Source organism: Lacrimispora sp. (assembly GCF_047605665.1).
Lineage (GTDB): Bacteria > Bacillota > Clostridia > Lachnospirales > Lachnospiraceae > Lacrimispora.
Window position 1 is genome coordinate 1 of sequence record NZ_JASGFH010000008.1, and the last position, 12,999, is coordinate 12,999.

Here is a 12,999-nt window from a genome sequence, read left to right on the forward strand (position 1 = left end):
TAACAGAGGCTTATAGCCTCAGGACAAACCACCCGTTTGACGGGTGGTCATGATTCCCATTAAAGAATACAATACTGAACATATAACCCTGTCTTTACATAGTATGCTAACAGCATAAAATGCAGCAATTTAAGGAGGGCTCTGTATGAGACGTTGCGTGCAACTGGAAAAAGCCGCCGAAGAAGTCAGCAATGAAAGTTCCCTGCCTCCCCTGATTTTTCAATTACCGCCTGAACAGGGGCGTGAAAGGCTGAATCAGGCACAGGATACTCCCGTATTTAAATATCCCGCATCCATCTGCACCGTGCTGGTGGATACAGGAAAATACGGTGAGGTAGCCCTGAACTATATCCGGCCAAAAAATGTTGTCGGAATACCAAACGTTATTTATTTCATACACGGCGCAGGGTGGGTTTTCGGTAATCTCCATACACACGATAAGCTGGTCCGGGAATTGGCGGCACGTACGAATTCAGTGGTTTTATTTCCGGAGTACAGCCTTTCTCCTGAGGCGAAATACCCCACTGCCATTGAGCAGTGTTACTTTATCCTTCAGAACATTCCCGCTATTGCGGAACACATGAACTGGCAGCTTAATCTGAATACTCTGACCGTTTCCGGCGACAGTGTCGGCGGAAATATGGCCACCGTTATGACAATTCTCTCCAAATACAGGAACGGTCCCAAAATACATAAGCAGCTCCTTTACTACCCCGTTACAAATGCAGCTTTTAATACCGGTTCATACCGGGAATTTGCCTGTGATTACTATCTTTACCGGGCGGGGATGATGTGGTTCTGGGATCAGTATACTTCGTCTGACAGGCAGCGCTGTGAAATCACAGCATCGCCGCTGCGTGCGACGCCGGAACAACTATGCGGCCTGCCTGACACCATGATCTTAACCGGCGAAGCCGATGTACTTAGAGATGAAGGAGAAGCCTATGCCAGAAAGCTAAGAGCGGCGGGTGTTGATGTTACATCAATGCGCTTCCAGGCGATTATACACGATTTCGTGATGCTGAATGCACTTGATACCACTGCGGCCTGCCGTGCTGCAATGGATGCCTCAACGGAATGGATTAACCGAAAGAACTGCAATATATCCATAATTAGTGATGAATGAATGGCAGTACTTGCGAAGCCAGAAAAAATATGGTATTGTATAGTCATATATAATCCATAAATGGATAAAGGTTTTGGAAAGCACTGAAACGGAGGGGTGTTATGACAGATATGGAAATGCTTAAAAGTATTTATGAAAATATGATAGACATGAAAGATGATATTCACATTCTAAAAACCGATGTGAAAGAGACTAAAGAAGATATTCAAACTCTCAAAGCCGATGTGAAAGAGACTAAAGAAGATATTCAAACTCTCAAAGCCGATGTGAAAGAGACTAAAAAGGATGTCCGGTCTCTGCAGCTTACACTGGAAAATGAAACCAATCGCAATATTCAAATTATTGCCGAAGGCCATACCTTATTAAACCGCCGTCTGGATGAAGCCTTAAAAGTAGAAAGCGAAAAAGAAATGCTATTAATCCGGGTTAACAGAATGGAAAACGATCTGCGAAAGCTAAAGGAACAGATCGAAGAAACAGCATAAAATACAAAGAGCAGCCCTGTGGTTCTTCGAAACCACGAGGCTGCCTTTTTATTTCAATCTCTTTTATTAAACTCTGGACATATATTCGCCTGTACGAGTGTCAATCTTGATCTTATCTCCCTGTTCAACAAATAAAGGAACGTATACCACTGCTCCGGTCTCAACCGTAGCGGGTTTCGTAGCGCCCTGGGCAGTATCACCCTTGAATCCGGGTTCTGTATCTGTGATTACAAGTTCCACAAATAAAGGAGGCTCTACAGAATATACCTTACCGTTGTAAGAGCATACCTTAACATTTTCATTCTCTTTTACGAACTTGAGTGCATCTCCGATTACATCTGCTGCCAATGCTACCTGCTCATAGGTATTGGTATCCATAAAGTTGTGAAGATCGCCGTCAGCATACAGATACTGCATGTCTACTCTGTCGATTCTTGCCTGTGGGAACTTCTCTGTAGGGCGGAAAGTACGCTCCTGAAGGCCGCCGTTTACCACATCCCTAATTTTAGTTCTTACAAATGCAGCACCTTTTCCAGGTTTTACATGCTGAAACTCCATAATCTGATATACGGTACCGTCAATCTCCAGTGTGATACCGTTTCTAAAATCACCCGCTGATATCATAAATGATATTCCTCCTTGAATTTGTATACTGGCGAATCAAACAGATATGCCTACATATCCCGTTGATTCACAAGTCCAAGATTGAAAGACTCTTTTATTTCAACCTTCTCTCTAAACCTTTTATATTCTATACTATAACAAACGCATTTTCAACTGTTTTTTGCAAATATAGACCTTTTATCTCACTTTTTTTCAGGTTCCGTGATTACTTTCCCGTCAAATAGTCCATAGCCAGAGCATAACCCTTCAGCCCCAGACCCACCACCTGTCCGGTGCATACAGGCGCTGTCACAGACACGTGACGGAACTCCTCACGCTTGTGGACATTGGAAATATGGACTTCAATTTTCGGTATTTCAACAGAACCGAGAGCATCCCGCAGCGCATAGCTGTAATGGGTGAATGCACCGGGATTGATGATGATTCCCTGGGTTCCATTGTGATAGGCTTCCTGAATCTTGTCAATGAGGCCGCCTTCGTAGTTGCTCTGGTAAGCCTCCAGCTCATGGCCTTCTTTCTCTGCCTTTTCTTTCAGCATCTTAACCAGACCTTCATAATCTTCCGTTCCATATATGCCTTTTTCACGTATCCCCAGAAAATTCAAATTAGGTCCGTTGAGCACAAGAATTTTCATATGTTATTTCTGCCTTTCTTTTGATTTGTAGCTGCGTTTCTCATCCCTGTGGTAAAAATACAGCACAATTGCCTCCAGATAACGCTTCAGCACGATCTGAATCTCTTCCTTAGGATGAATGGGCCTTACCAGAATGCTGTGGATTCCGACCCGCTTGGCCCCGAACACATCGGTAAAAAGCTGGTCTCCCACAAAAACTGTATGTCCCACATCAGTCCCCATCTGTTCCATGGCCCTTTCATAGCCCTTTCTCCCCGGCTTGTTCCCTTTATAAATGTAATTGGAACCGCCCACTGCCTGGGCAAAGGCAGACACTCTCGGTTCTCTGTTATTGGAAAGAAGACAGGTCTCCAGGCCAATCTCCCTGAGCCGTGAAAACAGTTTCTTTGCCCTGTCATCGGCAGGCACGCCGTGAGGGACCAGAGTATTGTCAACATCAAAAATCACACCCCTGATTCCGTTGTCATACATGGCTTCATAGGGTATGTCATAAGCGGAAACCGCTTCTTCATCCGGATAAAATACTTTAAACATAAGTCTCCTACTTCTTCAATAGTTTTCCCAGCTCTTCCATAAATGTATTCACGTCTTTAAATTCCCTGTACACAGAAGCAAAACGGACGTAAGCCACTTCATCCACTTCCTGAAGCTTCTCCATGACAAGCTCCCCGATGACAGTGCTCTCCACTTCCTTTTCCTCCCGGTTGAAAATCTGGGTTTCCACCTCATCCACCATGGCATCGATCTGCCTCGATGATACGGGACGCTTATGACAGGAATGTAAAATTCCTGATTCTATTTTAGAACGGTCATAGACCTCTCTGGAATTGTCTTTCTTGATCACCATGAGAGGCATGGTTTCAAGCTTCTCATAGGTAGTAAAACGTTTTCCGCATTTTTCACACTGCCTGCGGCGTCTGATGGAACTGTTATCTTCTGCAGGTCTGGAATCGATGACCTTTGTATCTGCTTCATTGCAAAATGGGCATTTCACTCTCTGATCCTCCTGTCTTAGGTCCTGAACTTTCGCTTATGTATATCATAACTTACAATGCCTGATTTCGCAAGCCTTTCTCCTTCTATATCCCGCATCTTTCCGTGGCTTTATCAATATCCACATTCACCAGAATAATATCCGGTCCCACCTGGCGTATATCGCAGAAAGGAATCACATATTCCTTTTCCCTGATCAAAAAACCGCAAAAACAGCCGGGACCGGGAACGATAATTGCCAGAAGACAGCCCGTCTCCATATCAAGGTCTACATCGCCCACATAGCCCAAACGCCTGCAGTCACAGATGTTGATTACTTCTTTTTGTTTCAGATCGCAAAGTCTCATAGCTTCCCTCATTCTCCCGGCATAGCTTTCTTACCCTATTCTATGCCTGGAAAAATATCGTGATACGGTTCTGCCATAGAAAAAAGCCGTTATAGACGCAGTATCTGCCTCCATAACGGCTATTTTCCCCGGCTGCCCGCAAAACTGAGGCGCACCTAAATATCTGTGACCTACTCCGGCAGTTCCTGTTAGAAAGAAGGAACTACAGCACCGTCATAGGTTTCTTCCATAAACTTTTTCACTGTTTCGCTTGTGAGAGCTTTCACAAGAGCGGCAGTCTTTTCGCTGGTCTCTTCTCCTGCGCGGACTGCAACGATGTTGCTGTATAAGGTTGCTGCAGTGGACTTTGCATCTTCTACGGCAAGAGCCTCAGACACCTTTAATCCTGCTTCAATGGCATAGTTTCCATTGATAACTGCGATATCCACATCGCCTAAGGAACGGGGAAGCTGTGCAGCCTCTACTTCAACGATCTTGAAATTCTTATCGTTCTTTGTGATGTCATTCTTTGTTGCTTCCAGGCCAACGCCTTCCTTTAACTCGATTAAGCCGTTGTCTGCCAGTAAAAGAAGAGCTCTTGCTTCATTGGAAACGTCGTTGGGAACTGCGATCTGAGCTCCGTCAGCCAGGTTCTCAAGGCTGTCAGACTTTCCTGCGTAAATGCCGAACGGCTCGTAGTGAATGCCTGCTGCGCTCACAAGGTCGGTGCCTTTTTCTGCATTGAACTGGTCTAAGTATGGCTTGTGCTGGAAGTAGTTGGCATCTAAGTCACCGGACTCAAGAGCCAGGTTAGGCTGTACATAATCGGTGTATTCTTTGATCACCAGATTGTAGCCCTCTTCCTTTAACACATCCTTTACAGCGTTTAAAATCTCTGCATGAGGCGCTGGAGTGGCTCCTATAACGATATCCTGAACCTCGCCTGCCGCTTTCGTCTCTTCTGCCTTTGATTCTTCTGCTTTTGTTTCCTCTTTAGAAGCCTCTGTCTGGGCTGCTGTTGTGGGAGCGGCCTGATCTCCGCCTGAGCATGCTGTTAATGCGCCTGCTGTAAGAAGAGCTGCGGTTAATACGTAAAGTGATTTTTTCATAATTTGTTTCCTCCTTAATTTATATGTAAGGCCTGTCGGCCGTTACTATCTGATGCGCTTGTCACTTTTTTTAGACAGCCTCATTCCCGTTTCCTGAATGATCTGAACAATGATGACAATGATTGCAACCGTCACCAGCATCATTTCCGTCTGGTAGCGGTAATATCCATAGCGGATTGCGATGTCGCCAAGACCGCCGCCGCCTACAAATCCGGCCATAGCCGAATAAGACAGTATAGTTGTAACAGAAAGAGCTGCGCCGATCAGCAAGGACGGCTTTGTTTCCGGAAGGAGAACCTTCCATATAATCTGGGATACAGAAGCTCCCATGGACTTGGCCGCTTCAATCACTCCGCTGTCCACTTCCTTGAGGGAAGATTCCACCACTCTGGCCACATAAGGAGCCGCAGCGATGACCAAAGGCGGGACAATGGCCTTGGGTCCCAAAATGGTTCCCACAATCGCCCTCGTAACAGGGGTTACCGAAATCAGCAATATGATAAAGGGCACGGAACGGAACAGATTGATGATCAATCCCAGAGTCCGCTGAAGCCAGGGAATGGGATAAATTCCGTCCTTATCCGTCACAACCAGGATAATGCCTAAGGGAATTCCAAAAAGGTAGGAAAAAAAGGAGGATGTAAAAACCATAAACAAAGACTCACCTATGCCGGTAAGAAGCATACTAACAGTCGTTCCATCAAAGGTCATGTGCCTTCACCTCCTCATGTGTGATTCCTGCTGATTTCAAATAATGAAGCACCCGGTTCTGGTCCACTTCGTTTTCAGGAAGCTGAATGACCATCTGCCCCATGGCTGTTCCGTTGATATCTTTTGTCTCCGCATGGATGATATTCACCGGAACCTTGCAGGCTAAAATCATATTGGCAAGAACCGGTTCAAAGGAAGAACGTCCGTCAAAGGAGATTCTGACCCTTCTGGAGTCTCCGAATTTCGTGACCTGCTCTGCCGCCTCTCCCAATATGAGCTGGCGTCCGATTTTAGACTTTGGCTCGGAAAATATCTCCGCCACCCGGCCCACTTCTGCGATCTGGCTCTGGTCAATGATGGCCACCTTATCGCAAATGGCTTCTATTACAGACATCTCATGGGTAATGACCACTACGGTGACTCCCATGGAACGGTTGATTTCCTTTAAAAGTCCGAGAATGGACTTGGTTGTGTTGGGGTCCAAAGCGCTTGTGGCTTCGTCACAAAGGAGAATCTTCGGATTGGTAGCCAGGGCTCTTGCTATGGCCACCCTCTGCTTCTGCCCTCCGGATAACTGGGATGGGTATGCCTTTGCGCGGTCCTTTAAGCCCACCATTTCCAAAAGCTCTGAGGCCCTCTTTACGGCTTCCTTTTTCGGCACATTGGCAATCTCTAAAGGAAAACAGACATTTTGAAGGACTGTTCTCTGGGACAGCAGGTTAAACTGCTGGAAGATCATGCCCATGGACTGTCTCGCCAGTCTCTGCTCCTTTGGGCTCATGGATGCCAGGCTTTTGTTTTCAAAAACCACGTCTCCGGCCGTAGGAACCTCCAGATAGTTGATACAGCGGACGAGAGTGCTCTTTCCGGCTCCGCTTAAGCCGATAATTCCAAATATTTCCCCCTGTTCAATGGACAGGTTGATATTTTCAAGGGCTTTAATCGGGCCGCTTGTCGTATAAAACTCTTTCCCAAGCCCGACCAGCCGGATAATAGGTTCTGCTGACTGCATTTGTCCAATTTCCTTTCTTAAGGTAAAAAGGGCCGCAGGCCCTGTACAGACCTGCGGCCTGGTAATTTCAGCACGCTTCTGCTCCGGCCAATCAAATCGCAATCCATACAATTTCCGTTTCCCTATAGGTTAACTATGTTTTGCTTTCTGAGCCGTATTTTACCCTTTATTACCGCATTTGTCAATACTTATTTTCATATTAGTCCCGAAAATAATTTTATCAGGAGCAAAGGTCTGCAATGACCTGTGCAAATATCTTTGCGCTCACTACCAGCTCATCAACCACCGCATACTCGTCAGCTCCATGCATCCGGTTATCGGTTTCCGGCATGGCAGCTCCAAAGGCGACTCCGTTTTTCAGAGAGTGGACGTACGTTCCGCCTCCCATGGAAACGCATTCTCCCTTGCGTCCGGTATAGCGTTCATAAGCTTTCAAAAGTGTCTTTACAAAGTCGGAATCTCCATCCACGTGATGAGGCGGTTTCATGGAGTCATTGTGAAGAGTGAGGCCCTTATCAGCCATGTTCTTTCTCACAACCTCCAGAACGTTTTCATTATTGGAGCAGATGGGGCATCTGCTGTCAAAGGTTCCTTCCAGCCCGCACTCGGTCACATTTAATAAACTGAATGCCAGTGTAAGGGCTCCGGAAAGCTCGTCGCTCATGGCAATTCCCAGGGCCTTTCCTTCGGTGTCGCCGTGAGGAATTAATTCCAGAAGGCTGCGCAGCATGGAAACCTGTTCACACTCTGCTAAAGGAAGCGCTGTTAAGAGCGTTAAAAGTCCGGTGAGAGCATTGTTTCCCTCTTTAGGTGTGGAAGCGTGGGCGCCTGCTCCGATTGCAGTGATGTAAGTGTCCTCTCCCCTCCACTCCAGCTCAAAGCGGATTCCCGTCTTTTCCAGACAGCTTTTAGCTGCCTCTTTTAAGATTTCAGGTTCCACGCCTCTGACAACTGCTCCGGCTTTTCCGGGAACTACGTTGACCTTGATTCCCGCATCCAGGCTCACCAGCCTGGGAAGGGCTTCAGAAGGTGTCCACTCTGCTGTAAAGTGGCCGTTTAATCCGCCTTTTTCCGTATTGACTACCGGAAATGCACCGTCAGGGGAAAAGGTCATGGGCGCTTCCTTTTCAACGGCATAATAATGGGCAATGTCGGAGCTTCCGCATTCCTCATCCGTTCCCAGGATCAGGCGCACGTTTTTTGTCAGAGGGATGTTCAGCTCTTTTACAGCTCTCATGGCATAGAGAGCCGCTACTGCCGGTCCCTTGTCATCTGCTGTTCCGCGGCCAAAAAGCTTTCCGTCCTTCACCACAGGATGAAAGGGCTCTGTTTCCTTCCAGCCCTCTCCCGCAGGAACCACATCTAAGTGAGCCAGAATATCAAGCTGCGGTGCCTTGTCGTTCATATCTATGGTTCCTACGTAATTGTCATAATTGTTAATGGAAAATCCGTAAGATTCCGCCATGGTCAAAGCCTCAACCAAAGCATCAAAAGCTCCCCGCCCATAGGGCATGCCTTCTTCGTAAGACATCTTTTCGCTGTTTATCCGGCACAAGGTACAGATGTCTTCGATCATTTCCTGCTTGTGAGCTTCTATATACTCTTCGATCTTTTTCTTGTACATATCGTTTCCCTCTTTTATGATTTCATCATGGCGGCCAGCAGTTCATTGACCACTTTGCCGTCTGCTTTTCCTTTTACCTTCGGCATCAGGACCTTCATGATTTTTCCCTTGTCTGCGGGACCTGGCGTTTCGATTCCAAGCTCTGAAAGAACAGAGAGAATGACTTCCTTAACCTGGTCCTCGCTCATGTCCTCAGGCGCAAACTCCTTGTATACGGAAATGCGAAAGCCCGCTTCTTCCCGGATATCATCCCGGTCAGCCGGAGCTGTGTCGTAGGTTTCCTGGGACTGCTTCAGTTCCTTTTTTACGACTGCATCGGCCTCTTCCTCTGTAATAGGGGTGTGGTCTTTTTTGTCAATTTCAAAATTTTTCAGTGCCGCAAGAAGCATGGAAAGGGCGTCCTTTCTCTTCTTGTCCTTTGACTTCATGGCTTCCACCATGGCGGCTCTCACTTCATCGATTCTGCTCATTGTCTGCTGCCTCCTTCTATTTTCTATGAAAATAATTTTGCCTGCCTAGTTCCGTCCGAATTCAGAAAGCTTTAAGTCAGGATTGCGATCCAATACCATGCCCACGCTCCAGCTATTGACAAATAAGAGAAGCGGGTTATCCTTTAAATCCTTGATGCGCTTCATGTCAGAGGTTCCCTGAATCTTCGCCACATCAATTTCATGCTTGTTTTCAATCCAGCGGATGTGTTCATATGGAAGCTTTTCAAGCTTTACCTCTACATTGTATTCATTTTCCAGGCGGTAAGTCAACACTTCAAACTGCAGTTCTCCTACCACGCCTACGATAATTTCTTCCATGCCGGTGTTGAATTCCTGGAAAATCTGAATGGCACCTTCCTGGGCGATCTGATTGACTCCCTTGATAAACTGCTTTCTCTTCATGGTGTCCATCTGGCGCACCCTGGCAAAGTGTTCCGGCGCAAAGGTAGGAATTCCTTCGTATTCAAACTTTTCATTGGATTTGCAGAGGGTGTCTCCGATGGAGAAGATTCCCGGATCAAAGACTCCGATGATATCTCCTGCATAAGCCTCCTCCACGATCTTTCTGTCCTGAGCCATCAACTGCTGAGGCTGGGAGAGGCGCATCTTTCTGCCTCCCTGCACATGGTTTACTTCCATGCCAGCGTCGAACTTGCCCGATACGATACGCATAAATGCGATACGGTCTCTGTGAGCCTTGTTCATGTTGGCCTGTATTTTAAATACAAAAGCGGAAAATTCCTCTTCAAAAGGGTCCACCACGCCTGTGTTGGTCAGCCTTGGAAGAGGGGAAGTTGTCATCTGAAGAAAATGCTGCAAAAAGGTTTCCACACCGAAGTTTGTCAGGGCTGAACCAAAGAATACGGGAGACAAATCGCCTTTGCCCACACGGTCCATATCCAGCTCGTCACTGGCTCCGTCGAGAAGCTCAATATCCTCCATAAGCTGCTGGTGAAAGCTCTCTCCGATCATCTCATCCACGTGGCTGTCACCTAATTCAACCTCTGTGGCCTCCACTTCCTTTTGTCCGCCTGATGCTGCGCGGAAGGTGGTGATGGACTTTTTAAAGCGGTCATAAACGCCTTTGAATTCCTTTCCGCATCCGATAGGCCAGTTGACCGGACAGGTGCGGATTCCAAGAACGTCCTCGATCTCTCCCATCAGTTCAAAGGGATCTCTGGCTTCCCGGTCCATTTTATTAATAAAGGTAAATATAGGGATATGGCGCATAACGCAGACTTTAAACAGCTTGATGGTCTGGGCCTCCACACCCTTGGAACCGTCGATGACCATGACAGCAGAATCGGCTGCCATTAAGGTACGGTACGTGTCCTCAGAGAAATCCTGGTGGCCGGGCGTGTCCAGAATATTGATGCAGAATCCGTCGTAATTAAACTGCAGTACAGAGGAGGTGACGGAAATACCTCTCTCCTTTTCAATTTCCATCCAGTCGGAAACCGCATGCTTGGCGCCTTTTCTTCCCTTTACAGTTCCCGCCAGATTGATGGCGCCTCCGTAAAGAAGGAATTTCTCGGTCAAGGTAGTCTTTCCTGCATCAGGGTGGGAAATAATGGCAAATGTTCGTCTCTTCTTAATTTCTTCCGCTATGTTCACTAAAGTAGCTCCTCCAAATCTTACATCTCAATCTTATCGATTACAGGAACATGAAGCATATTCCTGTAATTGGATGAACGGTGCTGAAAACAGCACCTTTTTATGAGAAGTTAAAATACAACTTCTCATAAACCATATTGTAGTATGATTCCTGCCATAAGTCAAGATTCACTCTTTTCTGCAAATATCTCAAAGAGCAGACGGTCTGCCACCTCTTCCTTGGTCATCTTTTCCAGCGCAGTCTCCTTTTCTCTGGTGATAATGGTCACCACATTGGTGTCCGTTCCAAAGCCTGCCCCATCCACTTTTAAATTATTGGCGACAATCATGTCTATGTTCTTTTTTTCCAGTTTTGCCCTTGAATTTTCCAGCATGTTCTGGGTTTCCATGGAAAAACCGCAGAGGAACTGCCCTTCTTTCCGATGCTCTCCCAGCCATTTTAAAATATCGTCGGTCCGCTCCAGCTCGATTGCCATTTCTCCGTCAGTTTTCTTTGTCTTTTCAGTGCCCACATGCTTTGGCCTGTAATCTGCCACAGCCGCCGCCTTGATGATGACATCCTGCTGCTGGGCTTCGGCTGTAACCGCCTCAAACATGTCTCTGGCACTTTCTATTTCAATGACCTTCATAAACCTGGGCTTTGGAAGGTCAGTCTTTCCCGTTACCAGAGTCACCTCCGCTCCCCTCAAAGAAGCAGCTTTAGCGATGGCATATCCCATTTTTCCCGTGGAATAATTCGTGATAAAACGAACCGGGTCAATGGCTTCTCTGGTCGGCCCTGCAGTCACCAGAATCTTCTTTCCCTGCAAATCTTTTTCGCAGGCGATTTCTTTTTCGATGTATTCAAAAAGCTCCTCAGGCTCCGGCATCTTTCCGGCTCCCGTATCACCGCATGCCAAATAGCCTACGGCAGGGCTGATCACTTCCATCCCGTAAGACCGGCAGATATTTAAATTGTTCTGGACAATGGGATTTTCATACATATTGGTGTTCATGGCAGGAGCTATGATTTTCTTGCATTTGCAGGCCAAAACCGTGGTGGTCAGCATGTCGTCTGCCAGCCCGTGAGCCAGCTTTGCGATCACATTGGCGCTCGCCGGGGCGATCATGACGATATCTGCCTGTTTTGCCAGAGATACGTGCTCCACCTGAAACTGGAAATTCCGGTCAAAGGTATCCACCAGGCATTTATTTCCCGTTAAGGTTTCAAAGGTAATGGGGTTGATGAAATTAGTGGCATTGCGGGACATCATAACATCCACCTTGTAACCCTTTTTTACCAGCATACTGGCAAGCCCTGCTGTTTTATAGGCTGCAATGCTTCCTGTCACTCCTAAAATTACATTTTTTCCTTTCAGCATAAGCGCCTCCTATGGAACTTTCTTGTCTTTCATATTAAAATATGATACTCTACAGTATAGCATAATAAAAAAAAGTTGGAAAGGAGTTCCCTCTATGATTTTAGCCATTGATATGGGAAACAGCAATATCGTCATAGGAGGCATCGATCAGACCAGAACTTATTTTGTGGAGCGGGTGACTACCAATCACCAGAAAACGGAATTGGAGTACGCCGTTGATATAAAAAATATTATGGAAATTCACAGTATGCCCATGAGCTCCATAGAAGGGGCTATTCTTTCTTCTGTGGTTCCGCCGCTTACGGATGTGCTTCTTTGTGCTGTGAAGAAAATAACGGGGAAAACGCCCATGCTGGTAGGGTCCGGGATGAAGACCGGGCTTAATATAAAAATGGATAATCCAAAGACAGTGGGAAGCGATCTGATTGTGGAGGCTGTGGCTGCTTTGAGGGATTATACGCCTCCTGTCATCATCATTGACATGGGGACAGCCACCACCGTATCCGCCCTCGATCACGAAGGGAATTATATAGGCGGAGTTATTTTTCCGGGTCTCAGGGTATCCCTGGATTCTTTGAGCAGCAAGGCAGCCCAGCTTCCTTACATCGGGCTCAATAAGCCTTCAAAAATAATCGGGAAAAATACCGTTGAGTGTATGAAAAACGGGATATTATACGGGAATGCAGCTATGATTGATGGGATTGTTGACCGGATGGAAGAGGAACTGGGGAGTTCTGTCAGTCTGGTGGCAACGGGGGGACTGGCTTCGCTTGTGGTGCCTCTTTGCCGGAGGAAGATTGTTTTTGATGAGGCGTTGTTGTTGAAGGGGTTGATGATTTTGTATGAAAAAAATAAATAGGATCGAAAGGCTGGACGACATGCATTCATA

15 protein-coding genes are annotated in these 12,999 nt (G+C 46.6%); 3 read left to right on the top strand and 12 right to left on the bottom strand.

Annotation, left to right across the window (positions count from 1 at the left end; all coding sequences use genetic code 11):
• Positions 1–145 precede the first annotated feature (145 nt).
• Both QM657_RS08010 and QM657_RS08015 read left to right on the top strand, forming a co-directional pair.
• The gene (locus QM657_RS08010) at positions 146–1,126 is read left to right on the top strand and encodes an alpha/beta hydrolase (protein WP_415066086.1); all 981 of its coding nucleotides are present in this window, start codon (positions 146–148) and stop codon (positions 1,124–1,126) included.
• 101 nt (positions 1,127–1,227) lie between these two features.
• Positions 1,228–1,611 (top strand): hypothetical protein, encoded by a 384-nt coding sequence (locus QM657_RS08015; protein ID WP_415066087.1) that lies wholly within the window; start codon positions 1,228–1,230, stop codon positions 1,609–1,611.
• 66 nt (positions 1,612–1,677) lie between these two features.
• On the opposite strand, the gene efp is transcribed toward QM657_RS08015, so the two are convergent.
• From efp to coaBC, 12 genes are all read right to left on the bottom strand, one after another.
• Positions 1,678–2,235, bottom strand: a complete 558-nt coding sequence (gene efp, locus QM657_RS08020; protein ID WP_415066088.1) for an elongation factor P — start codon at positions 2,233–2,235, stop codon at positions 1,678–1,680.
• 205 nt (positions 2,236–2,440) lie between these two features.
• Positions 2,441–2,869, bottom strand: a complete 429-nt coding sequence (gene aroQ / locus QM657_RS08025) for a type II 3-dehydroquinate dehydratase (protein ID WP_415066089.1) — start codon at positions 2,867–2,869, stop codon at positions 2,441–2,443.
• Between the two features lie 3 nt (positions 2,870–2,872).
• Positions 2,873–3,403, bottom strand: coding sequence for a YqeG family HAD IIIA-type phosphatase (locus QM657_RS08030; RefSeq protein WP_415066090.1), 531 nt, complete (start codon positions 3,401–3,403; stop codon positions 2,873–2,875).
• Between the two features lie 7 nt (positions 3,404–3,410).
• Positions 3,411–3,863 (bottom strand): transcriptional regulator NrdR, encoded by a 453-nt coding sequence (gene nrdR / locus QM657_RS08035; protein ID WP_415066091.1) that lies wholly within the window; start codon positions 3,861–3,863, stop codon positions 3,411–3,413.
• 85 nt (positions 3,864–3,948) lie between these two features.
• On the bottom strand, positions 3,949–4,209 hold the full coding sequence (locus tag QM657_RS08040) for a PRC-barrel domain-containing protein (protein WP_415066092.1): 261 nt from the start codon (positions 4,207–4,209) through the stop codon (positions 3,949–3,951).
• Between the two features lie 188 nt (positions 4,210–4,397).
• On the bottom strand, positions 4,398–5,297 hold the full coding sequence (locus QM657_RS08045; RefSeq protein WP_415066093.1) for a MetQ/NlpA family ABC transporter substrate-binding protein: 900 nt from the start codon (positions 5,295–5,297) through the stop codon (positions 4,398–4,400).
• 45 nt (positions 5,298–5,342) lie between these two features.
• Entirely contained in the window at positions 5,343–6,008 is a 666-nt protein-coding gene (locus QM657_RS08050; protein ID WP_415066094.1) for a methionine ABC transporter permease, read from the bottom strand.
• On the bottom strand, positions 5,998–7,020 hold the full coding sequence (locus QM657_RS08055) for a methionine ABC transporter ATP-binding protein (RefSeq protein ID WP_415066095.1): 1,023 nt from the start codon (positions 7,018–7,020) through the stop codon (positions 5,998–6,000). Before QM657_RS08055 ends, QM657_RS08050 begins: the two co-directional genes overlap by 11 nt.
• Before the next feature lie 220 nt (positions 7,021–7,240).
• Entirely contained in the window at positions 7,241–8,644 is a 1,404-nt protein-coding gene (gene pepV / locus QM657_RS08060; RefSeq protein ID WP_415066096.1) for a dipeptidase PepV, read from the bottom strand.
• A gap of 14 nt (positions 8,645–8,658) precedes the next feature.
• On the bottom strand, positions 8,659–9,114 hold the full coding sequence (locus tag QM657_RS08065) for a GatB/YqeY domain-containing protein (protein WP_415066097.1): 456 nt from the start codon (positions 9,112–9,114) through the stop codon (positions 8,659–8,661).
• A 45-nt stretch (positions 9,115–9,159) separates the two neighbouring features.
• Positions 9,160–10,749, bottom strand: coding sequence for a peptide chain release factor 3 (locus QM657_RS08070; RefSeq protein WP_415066098.1), 1,590 nt, complete (start codon positions 10,747–10,749; stop codon positions 9,160–9,162).
• A 161-nt stretch (positions 10,750–10,910) separates the two neighbouring features.
• On the bottom strand, positions 10,911–12,110 hold the full coding sequence (gene coaBC / locus QM657_RS08075) for a bifunctional phosphopantothenoylcysteine decarboxylase/phosphopantothenate--cysteine ligase CoaBC (RefSeq protein ID WP_415066099.1): 1,200 nt from the start codon (positions 12,108–12,110) through the stop codon (positions 10,911–10,913).
• A gap of 94 nt (positions 12,111–12,204) precedes the next feature.
• On the opposite strand from coaBC, the gene QM657_RS08080 reads away from it, so the two are divergent.
• Positions 12,205–12,969, top strand: a complete 765-nt coding sequence (locus QM657_RS08080) for a type III pantothenate kinase (protein ID WP_415066100.1) — start codon at positions 12,205–12,207, stop codon at positions 12,967–12,969.
• The last annotated feature ends 30 nt before the right edge of the window (positions 12,970–12,999 follow it).